Raw genomic sequence first — 17,417 nt, forward strand, 5'->3', positions numbered from 1 at the left:
TAGTCCTCGAAGCAGCACCTTCGTCAGCAGAAACGTGTGTCTCGCTGATGTGCGTACTTGGAAACTATGGCACGGCTTGGCCAGCATTTCTAGGGTTCGGGGGTAAATTGTGTTAAAAGTCACAGGAACTAGTTTTGACAGTGAGTCGTCAGCCTCTAGCATTATTTGGATTGTTTGTAATAGCTTCCTTAAGGATAAAAAGCGACAGAGTGTCACCTTAAAAGCGCTGGATATTCAGGTGAATATCACGGAAATAAAAGGTAAACATAGGGTAGCTGAGGGGTGGAACGGCTTTATATGCCCATGTTTCACACTCGCGTTCCGCCTGAGTTAGCCGCGGTATGTCAGCCGGCCTGATTGACGACGGTCAACCCGCGTCTGGGGCGTCGTCTGGGCCGAGGTTGCTACAGTGAGCGTGTGTCTAGTTCCCGTAAGAAGCGTTCCGTCAATCGTGGTGTGCGACGGAAATCTGACCAGCGGCCGTCGCCAGAACAATCCCGCAAAGATGCACAGGCGGCACACGACCAACATAAGGATGCCCGGGAGGCAGAATTTACGCTCCCGTCGACCGTGAAGTGGGCAGGTTACGTCGGTCTAATAGAAGGTGCTGTGGGGCTGGTCGCCGCCATTGTGATGGTCATTCAAACCGCCCGGGGACAAGGCGATGGCGATGCGAAAGTTGAGGGAGTGTTGGCCAGCTGGGGCAGTGGTTATGGAACGGCGTTATGGTTCGTCATCATCTTCGGCGCTGTTGCTGCGGCCGGATGGGCGTTGACGCGTGGTAAGCGGTGGGGGCGCGCTCCGGTGGCAATGCTGAATATGCTTCTTCTGCCGGTGGCCTGGTATATGCTCTCCTCATCCCGGCCGGACCTGGGTATTCCCACCCTTCTTGTGTCCTTGGTCGGCCTCGGGCTTATCTTTAACCCCGCCGCCGTGTCCTGGGCGGCATCACGTTACGGTCAATAGCCGGCCACCAGCCTGCATTAATCCGCGTTCTCGGAACGATATCCCACCAGGGCGTTACCCTGCCGTTCCACAATAGTTTTGCCTGCCACGCGCAAGCTCACGGCGTCGGCAATGGCTGTGGAGTCATCCCCACCGGTAGACACGGCATCACCCCTGGAAGCCCTATTGACTGGGATAGTTTTACCCGCCTCGCCCTTCTTAGTATCGACGACGCTAACGCCTCCCTTAACAGGTACTAGAAGGTGATTATCGCCGACGACATCGCCAGTTCCTAACGCATCGGCAACAACAAACTGAACGGAAAGGTCCTCGGGGTCGAAGGCGTAAAGACGCTCTCCATCCCACCAGAACATGTTGTGAGGGCCATCGTTAATAGCGGGTTCGAAGGTGTTCTTGGGTTTTCCCTTGCCAGCGGCATCCGCGTTAGCACGCTTGTGGGCTTTGATTAGGGGGGATGGTTCGACAACCTGGGATGAGGTCACATGGCCTTTCTTATCAACGACGTCAATTCGGGGCGTAGGTGCGTCCACGTACACGGCCGCTTTGCTTTCACTAATGGCAACAATCTGCGCGGTGTCGGCACCTAGGTTGTACGACTTAATCATTTCAGGCTTGCGGGAATCATCCGGCACAGCTTTCATCAGCCGGAACATAGCGTGGCCCTCGGTGTCTTTGTCGTCGGGACAATTTTCGACGACGGCGAGTAAGTCAGATCGGGTTAGTGCGGAACGGATAGTGCAATGGGGGAAGGGCTGCATATCAGGTTCGGCTTGGTCTTCGACATCGCCGAATTCAACTGTGCGCACGAGATCATTACGCCACAGTTCCATCCGGGTAGGTGTGACGACACCGACGTTATCGTTGGAACGCACCATTGAGACGGGGCCCGAGTTCGCCGACTCCCGGCTATGCGAGTATTCACCAGTCGCGTCGTCGAGAGAGCTGACTTCACCACAGCCCCCAGGACCTTTGAAGACGGGGATAATTTGAGAGAATGATGCCGTTATCCCGCAAAGGTTTTGGTTGCGGGTGTATGACCACCGGACCGATCCTGTGGCTGGGTCCAGGCCTTCCACTTTTTTCTCTTCTGTTGCCACAACTGTCGGGCCGCTGACAACAGGGCCTTCAGGGGCGGGGCCGGAAATCTCGTGGGTCCACGTTCGGTGTAGTTGGGCGGGGACACTAGTGAGCTGGTCTTCAGCTTGGGGTGCGCTGTCCGCGGTGGAGAGGTGAGAATGACGGGCCTCAGATGTCACCCACACCCCGAGGAGCCACACGACCACAATGAGTGTGATTACAGCTACTGCGATCCGGTCAGTGCGCGTAGAACGTTCCGCCGGAACCCGGGGCCTGAAACTCTTCATAAACTGTGACCTTACGTGTGATGTCAGCGCCACCCTCATTGGGCTTCACTGTTGCTTACGACAGTGCTTACAACGTTTCATTGTCGAGCACGGCGGGGTGAATCGTTATTAACGACGTTGCGACCGGGAGTGGGAATGCGAACGGGATCCGGACCGTGAACGACGCGATCGCGACTCAGACCGTCGGTGGGGATCGCCTTGACGCCGGTTATCACGACGCGGGCGAGAGGCTCGCTTCGCGCTCTTCCTCTGCGGGCTCAGCGCCTTTGCGCCGCCATAGACCGGCCGGGATTCTCCGACACGTTCGTCAACGTCATCGGGAATGTCTAAAGCCTCACGCAACTCAGGTGACGTCGAAAACCACTCATCCAGTTCGCCGATGTTGAGGTCGAGTTCGTCATCGATGACTTTCCACTTGGCGACCTCATCCCAACCGACCAGGGTCACCGCTGTTCCGGTGTGCCCCGCGCGGCCAGTTCTGCCGATACGGTGCACATAGGTCATCGCGTCGTCCGGCACTTGATAGTTGATGACGTGGGTAACGTCGTCCACGTCGATGCCACGAGCTGCAACATCCGTCGCGACGAGAACCTCAATCTTCTTGCTGCGGAAGGCGTTAAGGGATTTTTCCCGCGCAGGCTGAGCCATATCGCCATGGACCGCGCCGACGAGGAAACCACGTTGGGCGAGGTCATCGGCAACATCAGCGGCGGAGCGCTTGGTGCGCGTGAAAATGATGGTTCGGCCTCGATTATGCGCCTGCAAAATTGCGGACAAGGTGGCCAGCTTGTTGAGCTTATGATTCTTAAACGCCACTTGCTTCGTGGTCGTGTGCGTCGTCGAATCATCCGTACCCTCAGCGCGGATATGCACAGGCTTATTCATAAAAGTCCTGGCCAAGGCCATGATTGGCGCTGGCATTGTCGCCGAGAACAACATCGTTTGGCGCTTCTCAGGAACCTGTTGAAGGATTTTCTCGATATCGGGAAGGAAACCGAGGTCAAGCATTTCGTCGGCTTCGTCGAGTACCAGAACAGCGACGTGGGAGAGGTTGAGCTCACGGTTCTTGCACAAATCCAGCAGTCGACCCGGTGTGCCGACGATGCAGTCTGTTCCCTCGCGGAGCTGTGCGATCTGCTTCTCAAAGGGATGGCCGCCACAAATCGTGGTCACGCGCAGTGAACGATGCTCCTCATTGAAATTGGCCAGATGCCTCGCGGCCAGAGTGAGGTCATCGGCAACCTGGTAGGCCAGCTCGCGGGTGGGGGCGACGACTAATGCTCTAGGCGTTCCGTCCAGCTCGGGGATGGCCGCGTCGTCAAAAATGCGATCAAGCAGTGGCACCCCGTATGCCAGCGTTTTCCCCATCCCGGTTCGCGCTTGTCCGATGAGGTCTTTACCGTCGAGGGCCAGAGGTAGAGTGAGCTCCTGGATAGCAAATGTGTGCGTGATACCGTGTTCGGCCAGCGCGTCGACGATTTCTGCCGCTACGCCGAGTTCCTCAAACGTCGGTGTTCCGGATTGCTCTGTTCCCGATTGCGCTGTTCCCCAGCGTGCGATGTCAATGGGCTGTGGTGTGGTGTTGGAAGCGGCTGCATTAACATTCGCGGTCACGTTATTGGGGTCGGGCGCGTCCTTGGGAGCGAAGGTGGCCGCGGGAGTGGTATTGTTCGTCCCTTGATTAGGTGATGTCGTCCGAGGCGCTGCCGAGCGTGATGAACGCCGGACAGCTCTCCGCCGTCGCGATGATGTACGTGTTTGCTGCGAACGCCGCTTGTCCGTCATGGTGGTTATCCTATCGTGGTGCCTACAATGGCCGGTGCTGGGCTGGTGAGGCGTGTTCGCATCTGCCAAAAATAGCCGTTATGGTGCTGTCCTGATCAGGTCATAGGCGCCATAGAGAAAACCCTGACGTTGATGATAAGGATTGATGATGGAAATCAAGATTGGTTTTACAGATAACCCCCGTGAACTGGTCATTAATGCCAAGGGGAAAAAAGAAGAAATCACCAACACAATTAACGACGCCTTGTCCAAGCCGACGGATACCAGCGCTGTGTTGAGCATCGATGATGCCAAAGGACACACCCATTTGATTCGCCGTGCCGCCATTGCCTACGTAGAAATCGGCACAGAGTCCGCCCGCCCCGTCGGCTTCGCGTAAACAACGTACCCGCTGTTTTACTATTCGCCCGCTGGCTTCGCGTTTCCGCCCCACGAGGTATCCCCTAAAGAGTCATTATCGAATGAGCCACAACAACGACGTGCACCGTGATCGCGCTAGTGCCGGTCGCGCTAACAACTCTGCTATCGACCCCGACGGCCCTGCGCCGATGACCCGTACCCCTTTGAGGAAGAAACGCCGGTCCGGGAGAGCCGCCCCTGCGGAATCCACACCAATCTTGCTCGCCCGTCGATGGGGCTGGGGCGCGCTAGTTATTCCTGTTGTCGCGGTACTTGTCCTGTGGTTGATTGTTGCTGCCATGACAGGGGTAGGGAACCCATTTCGCGCGTCGACAGTGCAAGATTCTCCCTTTAGCCAGGGTGATGGTGATGGGGCACAAGGCGATGGCCCCCATGGGCTGGGTGATAATCCGGTTCCGTCCTCGCCAGAGGTAGAAAAAGGCCTGCAGAAGGAGTTGCCTAAAGGTGGCCCGTACACCGAGGCTGGTGAGGGGACGTACCGTGCGATCGGTAAACCTGGGATGAAGGTCGGCGAGGGTAAAACCAAACGTGTGAAATTTGTTATCGAGGCTGAAAATGGGCTCGATACCAATAGTTACGGTGGGGACGACGCGATCTCGACGATGATAGATAGCACCCTTTCCGATCCTCGGAGCTGGACACACGATAAGAACATCGCGTTTGAACACATCGATATCGATGATCCGACACAGTCGCCCGATCTGCGCATCCAGATTTCCAGTCCGGAAACAGCCCGCCAGGCATGTGGGGATAGCATCAAAATAGAAACAAGTTGTTTTACCGCGGCAGGTAATCGTGTTGTTCTCAATGAGGCCCGGTGGGTTGGTGGCTCTGGGGCTTTTAATGGGGATCTTGGTTCATATCGCGAATACATGATCAACCACGAGGTCGGGCACGGAATCGGCTACGCTCACCACAAAGCATGTGAAGACGATGGCGGTTTAGCGCCTATCATGATGCAGCAGACACTGGGGTTGGCTAATAACCCATTGCATAAGCTTGATAAAGAATCCGCCCAGGTGTACCCCGAGGACAATAAAGTCTGTAAATACAATGCATGGCCGTACCCGCAAGCGTCGAAATCGTAGTGCGTAAGGGACAGAACGTACTTAAGGATGGAACCCATGACTTCAGCGGAGCCGACACCACTTCATGACATGGCCCCACCGTCGGACCCCATCCTGATGGGCTTCCGGGCAGATCGCGGAACCCCCGAACTCTTGGGGCGCGAATGGGGGTACGGGTGGAAAGTTCAATCCGCCGTTCTTCGACGCGCACACCATGCGGATACGGCAATTTGGTCGGCGAAAATGCGCCACAAATTGAAGCCATCGGGGATTGGCGTCGTCCGCCCACTGAGCTCCTCTGATGGACGCTACATCCTCGGAGGGTGGCACGCGGATACATGGGTACAGGGGCACCCCGCTCCGCGGTTTGATGAAATCGCCGCCGCATCGCTTCTGCTGTCGGAATCGATCGACCAGGCGATGGGGGTGGGCGGAAACAACCGTTTCAGCGAGAACCCACTCCCGCAGATTGACCTCGACGAACGCCCGTGGACAACGCAACACCTCTTCGCCGCAGCCGATCAGGCGGCGTTTTCCGAGGACCCATCGCAGGTGATCGCGCCGGGGCTCGACGTCTCCGCAGTGGCGAGTTCTACCGTTGCTCAGGCATTGGAGTTGGCGTCCTCGGTGGCGGCATTGCGTGACGAAGTGCAGGCTCCGAACCGCGTGGTGTCCTCCGACATGGTCGGGACGACGGTGTTTGATGGTTCCTCCCCGGCCGTTGTGACCGAGATTCCGCCGGTGTTTCATCCGCATGCGTGGCCCGTTGCGTTGACCGTCGTCGACGGGATGGCCTGGGGAAATGCCGACGACGGTTTAGCAGCGCGGTGGTCACACCTGCCGGACTTCGACGAAATGATGGTTCGCGCGGTGCTCTATCGGTTGTTCGTCCACGCGCTGCATCCCGATGCTAAGGAGAGCTCACTGGTGGGGTTGGGACGCATGGTTGAGGTCGTCCGTGCGCGTCGCGGTTCTGGGGCGCGCACGTCGTAGGGCAGCGGTTGCGTCGAGCGTTTCTAGGTGACGTGAACGAAAAATGATCTAGCGTGTCCTAGCCAAGTGCAATAATCAGCACCATGTTGACATCGACGCCTACACGGAGACCGCTCCACATCCACCCGACTAAAGAAACTGCCGCTCACACTGAATTCCAGTGGCAGGGGATAGCGTCGGACGTTATCAACTTAGCAGGCTCTTCATCAGGGACGTTTGTGGTAAAAGGTGGACCTGGTGCCGGGCGTTCGTCGTTTTTACGGGATGTTGCCCGGGCGGAGATCATGTCCGGCACAAATCCGGATTCGATCTTATTTCTCACTGCGTCGAAAGAGGCTGCTGTACAGACTAATCGGTGGCTTTTAAGTGCAATCGAACAAGAGTTCGATAATGATATTGCGATAGAGAGAGTGTTTTCCGGCTTGATCGCCCGGTCAGTGCACTCGTTTGCTTTTGCTGTATTACGCCATCAAGCGGCGCATACACCGGGAGCGCTTGCTCCGCGCTTATTAACAGGTGCAGAACATGACTCTCTGGTTCGTGACATGCTCCGTGAGCACAGCGAAAGAGGGGCGGATATATGGCCAGAGCGGTTGCGGTCTGCTCTGACAACTCTTGGTTTTGCCCGTCAGCTCCGTGACTTTTTGCTACGTGTAGCTGAGCGGGGGTGTACGTCGGAGGAACTTCGGCAGTATGGCCAGGGCTGTTCTCGTGATGAATGGAGTGCTGCCGCTGACTTTTACGATGAGTATCGAGCCACGGCTCGTCTCATGGGGTCGAATGCTCTTAACGCCTCAGAGCTCGTCCGTGCTGCAGTTGATGCCCTGGACAGTGATGAAGAATTAGCAGAGTCGTTAAACTTCGATGTCATTCTTATCGACGATTCCCAGTTCTTCGATCCTCTGTCGTCAGAGCTGGTGGAACGTTTCCGATCTCGTGCGCGACTAACGCTAGTTGCTAGCGAGCAATCGGAGTCAGTGTTTCGATTTCGTGGTGGCAGCACGACGTACGCGGACAAGCTGGCGAAAACAGAAAATACTATCCATTTGTCGGGGACCAAACGACTGGCTCCTCCGGTAGCCGAACTGGCTGCCCGCGTAGCCGACGCGACGCGCCACCCCGAAAGCTTAAGGTGGGCGAAAGAAATCCGGCATCAGGACGCCGAGCGGTTATCCGACCATAGTGCCGAATTCGGTGAGGCCGATGTGCGGGTTCTTGTTTCACCATCTGCGGAGGTCGCTGCGGTGGTGGATCGCGTTCGGCGCGCCCATATCGTCGATAATGTTCAGTGGAAAGACATTGCCGTTATTGTTCGTTCAAAGAGTCAAGCTGCACCGATGAGGCGGGGGCTATTGGCGGCGGGGGTGCCAGTAGCTGATGATCCCACGGAGATTGTCTTGTTGGAACAACCGATGGTTCGGGCAATTCTGCAAGCGGTCAGGTGCGCGGTTGGTGAAGACCTTACAAACGACGAGCTAGAGCGACTGGTCCTCAGCCCGATCGGTGGCGGGGACCCAATTACCTTCCGCTGTATTTTGCGCGGTCTTCGTCGTGGGTTCATGAAAGTTGAGTTTGATAATCCCGTAAGAGCGGCTGAGCTGACGGCCATAACTACGACCGACGATGAAGATTACGGCCGCTCGGTTTTTCGCGCGATTGATGCCCTGCGGTTCATTCTCTTAGGCGGTGAGCTTATTGATCTCACAGAGAACCTCACTGCCCGGGAAAAAGATCTGATCATGCGGGTGCGCAGCGTCATTCAAGCTGGTCAGGAAGCCTTCTATGGCGGTGAGAGTGTTGAGGCAATCTTGTGGGCGGTATGGGATGCAGCTGGTTTGTCGGAAGCGTTGGCTAATCAATCGCTACGGGGCGGTGCTGTGGGATCGATGGCCGACCAGCATTTGGACGCTGTCATGTCTTTATTTGATGCCGCTGGGGATTATGTTGAACGTCATCCACACAGCACGATAACCTCGTTCGTTCGATTTATCGTGGAACAAGAATTACCGACGGGGGCTCGTGATAGACGTGGTCCGGTTCGAGAAGCGGTCGACGTGTCTCCGGCCCACGCCACCGTAGGAAAAGAGTGGGATACCGTCGTCGTTGCTGGTTTACAGGAAGATGTATGGCCGTCGCTGTCCGAGACGGGAACTATCTTTCGGCAAGAAGAATTTGTTGATTTTTTGGATCGTGGTGTCGAACCGGGCCGTCCCGAGAATAGGCGTGGCCGGTATGACGATCGCTTGGCTGAAGAGCGCCGCCTGTTCTTGGTAGCAGTGACACGCGCACGCCGATCCTTGCTGGTGACAGCTGTAGGACCTCATGTCTCAGACGACGGAACAGTTGATAGCGACGCAGATATACGCTCCCGGTTCTTGGAAGAGCTTGCAGGCGATCAAGCTTTAGCGAGTTCGCACGGTGAGCCCGATGCTGAGTCCTCTGATAGTGCTGACTTACGAGCTCTTACAAGCAGCGGTGGGTCGCAGACTCAGTCCCCGCTGTCAGTACTTCCAGAGTGCGAATTTCCACGAGTTCTATCACCGGATTCCCTCATCGCCGAACTTAGGCGTGTAGTTGAGTCTGAGGACTCGTCTGGTCATGAGCGACACCATGCTGCTCGGCAGCTAGCCCGTCTGGCTTTAGCGGCGGGTGACGCACCTTCTAGGGAATCGGTGATCACAGCAGCCAACCCTGATCATTGGTGGGGTGCTCAGGAGTTATCGACGACTAAGAATCTGCATGACCCCGAGACTGCGTACTTTATTAGTCCATCTCAGGTGGAAAGATACCTCGAATGCCCGCTTGAGGCTTTTCTACAGAGTGTCGAAACCGCAGGCCGCGATACTACTGCAACTCTGCTAGGTACATTAACCCACATGGCGGCTGAGGCTATGGAGCGCGGGGTCGATGAGGGGGACGTTCGCGATGTCTTTTTAGCGACAGTACCTCGTCTTTTAGGGACTCTCACGTGGAAAAAGCACGATCAAATCGATAAGTGGACGGACATGTTCGACCGTCTGGTGGAAAAGCTACATCTTCGATATGCGGCTGTAACCGGCCACGCAGAGGTTGAACAAGTAATTGAGTCCCGGATCGGCCAGACAAGCTCAGGCGACGATGTCTATGTCAGAGGGAAAATTGATCGTCTCGAGATCAGTGACGTTGGAAAGTACTACATTATCGATTTCAAAACAGGCAATCAGGTAGCAAAGGATATACCTGATAATCCACAACTCAAGACTTATCAGACCGCGGTGGCCAAATCGATAGATCCGCAGAATACTCCCTCCAGCTCTGTGTCCTCCCTGTCTTCTTCTCGTATGTCGGAGGAATGCTCAGCGGACAATTGTTTGGCAGGCGCGGAACTTATTTACCCTCATAAAAATCCGCGGAAGCCTACTGTCCAGGATCCGTTGACAAACGACGATGTTGACGGATGGGCTAGCCAGCTCGTTGATCTTGCACTTGTTATGGCGGGCCCGCACTTCGCTGGCAGTTCTGATTCTCAACCAGATCAGAACTCTCGCGCTCGTTCCCTTAGCCGTGTGCTGGTCAGAAAATCCGCATTGGCCCCGAGTTTCTCCTCGTCGAATATCGAAGACGCGGATTAGCTCGATTCCGAGGTCTACGTTTTCGATGCCTAGCACCATTTTCCATCAACCATATTTATGAACACCGTTGGTAAAGAGATTGGATGATATCCCCATGCCCCACATTCCCGATGGGATTGCTTTTCACGCGAAAGACATTGCTGAGGCGTTACACCGCCCTGTACCTACACGCGAGCAAGCTGCTGTCATTGAGGCAGATTTAGAGCCACAGCTCGTTGTCGCAGGCGCGGGTGCTGGAAAGACCGAGACGATGGCAGCACGTGCGGTCTTTCTCGTCGCTAATGGATGGGTATCCACGGATCAAATACTGGGCCTAACATTCACCCGAAAAGCTGCGGGTGAACTTAATACTCGTATTCGCCATCGTCTCACTCAACTGGCTGCGAGCGACCTCATCCAATCCCTTCCTCCGAATGACCCACGCCGGAAAAACATGCACGACATCCAGCAAACGGTGGTCACCTATGACTCTTTTATGCAGAAGGTCGTTCACGAATTCGGTCTCCTCTTGCCTATCGAACCAGCTGCTCAAGTAGCTGATGGCCCGGAACAATGGTTAACCGCTAACCGAGTCATCAGCGATCTCGGATACGAGGATGAGTCCGATGACTGTAGCTTTTCACAGGCAAAATCGACCGCCAGACAATACATGCTCGCGCTGTCTGAAGCGATGGACAACCACCTGGCGACTCCTCAACAAGTGATTGACGAATCCCAGGCATTTATTGACAACGTCGTGAACGCAGAAGGCGTTATCTCCACACGCGGTTCAAACCGTGGCAGGCTGAAAAGCGATGTAAATAAACTCTGTACACCTCATCAAGATCGCTTGATGCTTCTTAAATATCAGCAAGAGTTCTACAAGAGACTCTCTGACAAACTGCTGATGACGTATGGACAGATTACTGCAAAAGCTACGCAGCTAGTCCGAAAGTACCCTGAGATAGGACAGGAATTGCGTACGCGGTACCATGCTATTTTCCTCGACGAATATCAGGACACCAACTACGCACAGCATGCTTTTTTAAGTAGTCTTTTTGGTTCTCAGCCTGACTTAGAGGCCACGGGTTCAGTCGATAAACCTGTTGGGGTGACAGCGGTGGGGGACCCAATGCAAAGTATCTACGGTTTCCGTGGTGCAAGCCCCGGCAATTTGTATCAATTCCTGGATGATTTTCCCCGGTATCAGGGTGGTGTTCTTGTTCCCTGTGAAAAGAGGGCTCTCTCTCAATCATTTCGCAACCCGGATGAAGTACTCGAACTAGCCAATGCTATATCGCACGATGCCTTGTCTGGTGGGGAAGGCTGTGGCTTTGATGCTGTTGACGCTGACTCTTCGGCACTTGTACCGACGTTGAGTAGCGGTAAAGAAGGTAGCGCTGGGGTCGTCTCCGTGAAATGGGCTCTAGATGAGCGCGATGAAGTCGAGTGGGTTGCCGACGTTTTTGAACAGGAATACCGATCTGCGATGCAGAATAAGTCACAGGGTGAGCCAACTAAGCCATTTACAGGCGCGATCCTTGTGCGAAAAAATGACCACATAACCCCATTTGCTGAAGCTCTTATGAAGCGAGGCATTCCCGTTGGTATGTCGCCAGACTCACTCTATGACATCCCCGAAGTCAGGGAGGTCTTGTCTGTACTGCGAGTAGTGGTTGATCCAAGTGATGATGAAGCTACGCTCGAAGTGCTCAGTAGCCCGCGATGGCGGATGGGAACCCGGGATATCAAAACCCTCAGTAACAGGGCTAAGGACCTTGCTCGAGGATCCGACAATCAATCCGGGACGAGGAAATCGAAACACAAAGAAATTGATTCCATCGAAATATTTGAAGAAAAAGCTAACGAGCTTGAACTTCCGGGAGATGGAACGGAAGTTAGTCTGGCTGATGCAATTGCGGATCTTGGAATATCATCAGACCAGGGAAATAAATCGGCGTTCAGCGATGAAGGGCGCATGCGGTTACAGGCATTATCAGCTGAACTGCGGTGGCTGCGTCGGCAGAGTATGACGGTGCCGCTTCCGGACCTTCTTGCCCAGATTGAGAGCACCTTAAGCATCAGAACTGAGGTGCTTGCTCGCCAAGATCCGTCCGAGGATGGTGCCGCAGGAACCATTCACCTTGATCGACTACGTGATGTTGCCGAAGACTTCACAGCACGTGGGGGAAGTACACAGGAATTTCTCGAGTATCTAAGAGCGGCGGATGAGGCACCGGGAACGACTATAGAAGCCGGAGAAGTCTCTGTTCATTCGGATCAGGTTCAAATTCTCACTGTTCACAGTGCGAAGGGATTGGAATGGGATGTCGTTGCTGTTCCGTTTTGTGATGACTCAACGTATAACAGTCCAGATCTAAGTTCAGGTTCGAAGCAGAAGAAGGGGAAGAAAAAAGGAAACTGGACCGGGACGTGGTTGCGAAGCTCGAAAATTCTGCCCTCCGCGCTCCGAGGCGACCCCCGTTCACCCGCTAACCCACTAGGCTTCCCTGTATTCAAGGACACCGAGCTGGCGACATGGAAGGACATTCAGTCAGCAGAAAAAGAATATAAAAAAGAGATTGAGAGCGTTGACATAAGGGATTCTGATTTCCTCTTTTACGTAGCCATCACTAGGAGTGCGCGCCGACTGCTTGTTTCCGGGCACAGTGTTAACCCAGCTAGTAAAAACTACCTTCAGAAGTCACACCGCTTCTTTCAGGTCCAGAACATCGTCGCAGGCAAATTGGGCATTGATGTCAATGCGCGTTTCGAAGAACTCCAAGCAACTCATGCAGAGGAGCCACTTCGGATCACAGCACATTCCGGTGGAGATCACCCAACGTGGAACCTCGACCTCACGGAACCGCCTTTAGAGACCGTGAGCGATGAACCTCAGAGTGAAGCTCCTATATGGCCATCCGATCCGCTAGGAGAGCGTCGTGAAGCCGTCGACAAAGCAGCTGAGTTAGTACGGGCAGCTATGGAAGATCTCAAGGCTGAGTCTGCTGACCCCGGAAAGGGCTACACGCCACAGGCGGACCCCGGTACTTTGGCCGCCACGTGGGAAAATGAGACCACCGCACTGATCGAAGAAGCACGAGCCGCCTACGTGAGCCACACCGATGTTCCCCTCGGTTTGGAGTTGACGACCTCGGAAATGATGCTAGCTTCAGCTGACCCCGAAGCATTTGCGCGTCGTCGTGCTCGGCCAGTGCCCTTCAAACCCAACCCATACGCCAAGAGAGGCACGGCATTTCATAACTGGTTGGAGGCAGAGCTGGGCGGTGCCTCTGCGCTCATCGACGATGATGAATTGCTAGGCGCAATGGAGGATAGCGACGACGATATTCCTATCTCTCAGCCCGAACTCGATCACCTCAAAAAAGCATTTATGAAGTCACCATGGGCTGGGAAAACAGCGTGGGACGTTGAACGCCCATTTACTCTGAATCTGGGAGGCTACTTCATCCGTGGCCGCATGGATGCCATCTTCAAGAGCGAGAAGAATGGCACACCAGAATGGTTCATCGTCGACTGGAAGACTGGTAAGAAACCTACTGGTCAAGATATGAAAAGAGCAGAGATCCAACTTGCGATGTATAAAGAAGCTCTGCGCCGACAGTTAGCTGACACAGGTACACCGAACGCCACTATCAGGGCAGCTTTTCACTACGTCAGGCTTAACGAGACCTACGAACCCACTGACTTACCATCCCCGGACGAACTCGCTCAGAGTGTCCTTTCTACACTGGACGACTCAGATAATGAACAATCTGGCGATAGTATGCAGTGAGTAACCGTGTGAACGTGCGACGTAATGGGGGAGGACAGTTTGCACCTGTCCCTGAAATTAGCCACGTTCCAAACCAGCACACCGACCACCAGCGAGTAAGGAGAATGAAACGCCATGCGGGTGATACATAATGCGTGAGCGCTTCAAAGTGCGCGGGGATCAGGCACCCCTCAACAATTTGCCCGTGCATGCGCTGGTCAACATCGTCCGGATTCCCTCGCAAGCACCCTTGAGTCCTTGGTGGCTGATCGTTCGTCGATTCTTCTATGCGCTGGTCCTGCTCCTTGTAGCATCGGTCATTTGTTGGTTGGACAAAGACGGGTACTCAGAGCACCTGACGTTCATCGATGCGCTGTACTATTCCACTGTTTCCTTGACAACAACAGGGTACGGCGACATCACACCCGTCACAGAAAACGCGCGCATTGTCAACATCCTGGTCATCACACCAATGCGTATCGTATTCCTGGTCTTATTGGTCGGTACGACACTGTCCGTCTTAACCGAAGCATCCCGTCGAGCATTACAAATCCAAAGGTGGAGGAGACACTTGCGTAACCATACCGTCGTCGTCGGCTACGGCACCAAAGGCCGATCCGCCGTCTCTGCCCTCGTTGAAGACGGGGTTCCCCCGAGCCAGATCGTCGTCGTCGACACCGACAAAGATTCTCTGGCCGCCGCCGAAAACAGAGGCCTCGTGACAGTCAACGGGTCCGCCACCAAAGCCGATGTCCTCCGCCTAGCAGGTGTATCACGGGCCCGGTCCGTGGTTGTCGCACCCAACATGGACGACACCGCCGTCCTCGTCACGCTATCGGTCCGTGAAATTGCGCCCTCCGCCACTATCGTGGCCAGTGTCCGCGAATCAGAAAACGTCCACTTGGTGCGACAATCGGGCGCAGACTCAGTTGTTATTTCCTCCGAAACCGCGGGCCGAATGTTGGGCTTGGCCACGATGACCCCCTCCGTTGTTGAGATGATGGAAGACCTCCTCAGCCCCGATGAAGGATTCTCCATCGCTGAGCGCGTCGTACGAGACGACGAAGTCGGCGGCCACCCAAGAAACCTCTCCGACATCGTGCTCGGTGTGGTGCGCTCCGGCGAGCTGTACCGCATCGATTCCCCCGAAGCCAACGTCGTCGAACAGGGCGACCGGTTGCTCTACGTGCGGCGCGTGTATCCCGCCGAAGGCAGCGACGGACAGGCAAATACCCCACGCAACCCCAGCGCGAAAAATGTGAAACCCCGCAAGTCCGGGGCGGAAAAGAAGTAGCAAGCTTCTACGACGATGGCCAACCATGGGAAGGAGAAGGATGGCCCCTTATCGTAGCCCCCGCAATGGGGCAGGGAATCGCCTTAACCTCTCACTCGAGGAACTCGATTCCGACCAATATGAAGCTGCAACTGCCCCACGAGGCCCCCTCGCCATCGTCGCCGGAGCAGGAACCGGCAAAACACGCACGATCACCCATCGCATCGCATATCTGATAAATCAAGGATTTGTTACTCCACAACAAGTCCATGCCGTCACCTTCACCACCAAAGCTGCCGAGGAAATGAGAGAACGCCTCCGCATCATGGGCGCAGGCGCAGTCCAAGCACGAACATTCCACGCTGCAGCCCGCAAACAGCTCTCCTACTTCTGGCCACGAATAGCAGGCGACCTGCCGTGGAGAATCCTCGATGACAAATTCCGCATGGTGTCCAGGGCACTTCGCCACACCGGAATCAAAGCCGGGAAAGAGACCATCCGCGACGTCATCGGTGAAATCGAATGGTCCAAAGCTAGGCTGATTTCCGCCGCCGACTACGAAAAACGTGTCGAACAACTCCACCGTGAGCCCCCCATTGCGGCAGACAAAGTTGCCGACGCGTACCGCGTCTACGAAGACATTAAGGCGACACCGGAAGGCGTCTTCCTCGATTTCGACGACCTTCTTCTCTACGTCGCCGGTGCAATGGAAAACCTGCCGGAAGTCGCAGAGGAATTCCGCGCACGATACCGAAGCTTCGTGGTCGACGAATTCCAGGACGTCACGCCCCTGCAACAACGCGTGTTAGACGGGTGGTTAGGAGACCGCGACGATATCACCGTCGTTGGAGACGCAAACCAAACGATCTACTCGTTCACTGGCGCCGATCCATCATTTCTACTTCGGTTCCCCCAACGCTTCGAGAATGCCACCGTCGTCCGGTTGCAGCGCGATTACCGCTCCACGCCTCAAGTGGTCGGCCTGGCCAACAAAGTTATTTCTCAGTCACGCGACGGAGTATCAACGGCGGATTTCACACTCGAAGGGCAACGCCCCGCCGGCCCGGAGCCCGTCTTTGAAGAATTCGACGACGAATCCCTGGAAGCCGCCGTCGTCGCGCGCAGAATTCGCCGGCTCATTGAATCCGGCGCTCCGCCGTCGGAAATAGCAATACTGTTCCGGCTCAATGCGCAATCGGAAAAATTTGAGCACGCCCTGGATGAAGCCAACATCCCGCACCATGTCCGCGGTGGAAAGAGCTTCTTCGACCGCTCTGAGATCACCGGTTCACTGGCAGCCTTAGAGCGTCTGGCCAGTGCTCACATGGAGTCGGGGACTATTCACACCGGCGATGCGCTGGTTTCGGACATCAAGGCCGTGTTGGCTCGCCAAGGACTGTCCGCCCAAGCCCCGGCCGGAGAGCGGGCACGCGAGCGGTGGGAATCGTTATCCTCCCTCTACCACCTGATCGCGGATATTGTTCACGCCTCGCCCGGCGCGGACATGCCCGCCGTGATGAGCATCCTCCGCGAGCGCGCCCAATCGAACCGGCCCCCAGCTGGGGTAGAAGGCGTCACCCTGGCGACGATCCACGCTGCAAAAGGCCTGGAGTGGGACGCCGTATTTGTCGTTGGCCTTGTGGAAGGAACACTACCCATCCGGCAGGCTATCGCCCTGGGATCGTCGGCAATCGAAGAAGAACGCCGATTACTGTATGTGGCGGTGACCCGTGCGCGTGAGCATCTGCAACTGAGCTGGTCGCTGGCACGCGAGTCAGGGGGCAGGGCATCCCGGAAACGCACGCGGTTCCTTGACAGCATCGCCCCGACGTCGAAGAGTTCGGCTGACCACCAGCGGAAAAGGAAGCGTAGTTCACGCTTGTGCTCGGAGTGTGGGGCCACGCTACAAACCCCAGCCGAGAAGGTGATGGGGCATTGCAGCAGGTGTGGCAACGACGTCGACGCCAACCTTGTTGACGCTCTGCAGCGCTGGAGGCTAAGGCGCGCGCACCAGCAGGGAACGCCTAGCTACACCGTGTTCAGTAATGCCACCATGATGGCCATTGCAGAGCGGCAACCATCCACCGCACAAGAACTCCTGGACATCAGCGGCATTGGCCCCGCGAAACTGGAACTCTACGGGGACGATATTCTCCGCATCATCGCTGATTCAACATAAGGCGG

The 17,417-nt window shown here is 55.6% G+C and carries 10 protein-coding genes; 8 read left to right on the forward strand and 2 right to left on the reverse strand.

The annotated features are described in order from the left end of the window. The first annotated feature begins 417 nt into the window (after positions 1-417). A complete protein-coding gene (locus tag I6J23_RS06255; protein WP_239454853.1) occupies positions 418-966 on the forward strand; it encodes a hypothetical protein in 549 nt (182 codons plus the stop codon). Positions 967-983: 17 nt separating this feature from the next. Here I6J23_RS06255 and I6J23_RS06260 read toward each other — a convergent pair whose 3' ends face one another. Both I6J23_RS06260 and I6J23_RS06265 read right to left on the reverse strand, forming a co-directional pair. Then, positions 984-2,330: an Rv3212 family protein gene (locus I6J23_RS06260; protein ID WP_204581348.1), complete on the reverse strand. Its 1,347-nt coding sequence runs from the start codon at positions 2,328-2,330 to the stop codon at positions 984-986. A 108-nt stretch (positions 2,331-2,438) separates the two neighbouring features. Further along, positions 2,439-4,115: a DEAD/DEAH box helicase gene (locus tag I6J23_RS06265; RefSeq protein WP_239454854.1), complete on the reverse strand. Its 1,677-nt coding sequence runs from the start codon at positions 4,113-4,115 to the stop codon at positions 2,439-2,441. 145 nt (positions 4,116-4,260) lie between these two features. On the opposite strand from I6J23_RS06265, the gene I6J23_RS06270 reads away from it, so the two are divergent. The 7 genes from I6J23_RS06270 (at position 4,261) to I6J23_RS06300 (ending at position 17,412) form a co-directional block, all read left to right on the forward strand. After that, positions 4,261-4,494, forward strand: coding sequence for a DUF3107 domain-containing protein (locus I6J23_RS06270; RefSeq protein ID WP_412523807.1), 234 nt, complete (start codon positions 4,261-4,263; stop codon positions 4,492-4,494). 82 nt (positions 4,495-4,576) lie between these two features. Next, positions 4,577-5,623: a DUF3152 domain-containing protein gene (locus I6J23_RS06275; protein ID WP_204581349.1), complete on the forward strand. Its 1,047-nt coding sequence runs from the start codon at positions 4,577-4,579 to the stop codon at positions 5,621-5,623. Between the two features lie 36 nt (positions 5,624-5,659). Then, positions 5,660-6,595, forward strand: a complete 936-nt coding sequence (locus I6J23_RS06280) for a TIGR02569 family protein (protein WP_204581350.1) — start codon at positions 5,660-5,662, stop codon at positions 6,593-6,595. A gap of 83 nt (positions 6,596-6,678) precedes the next feature. Continuing rightward, positions 6,679-10,206 (forward strand): ATP-dependent DNA helicase, encoded by a 3,528-nt coding sequence (locus I6J23_RS06285; protein WP_204581351.1) that lies wholly within the window; start codon positions 6,679-6,681, stop codon positions 10,204-10,206. Between the two features lie 94 nt (positions 10,207-10,300). Further along, a complete protein-coding gene (locus tag I6J23_RS06290) occupies positions 10,301-13,981 on the forward strand; it encodes an ATP-dependent helicase (RefSeq protein WP_204581352.1) in 3,681 nt (1,226 codons plus the stop codon). 130 nt (positions 13,982-14,111) lie between these two features. Then, entirely contained in the window at positions 14,112-15,254 is a 1,143-nt protein-coding gene (locus I6J23_RS06295; RefSeq protein WP_204581353.1) for a potassium channel family protein, read from the forward strand. 40 nt (positions 15,255-15,294) lie between these two features. Further along, positions 15,295-17,412 carry a UvrD-helicase domain-containing protein gene (locus I6J23_RS06300; protein WP_204581354.1) on the forward strand — a complete coding sequence of 706 codons (2,118 nt, stop codon included), beginning with the start codon at positions 15,295-15,297 and terminating at the stop codon, positions 17,410-17,412. Positions 17,413-17,417 lie beyond the last annotated feature (5 nt).

The organism is Corynebacterium kroppenstedtii, assembly GCF_016894245.1.
Lineage (GTDB): Bacteria > Actinomycetota > Actinomycetes > Mycobacteriales > Mycobacteriaceae > Corynebacterium.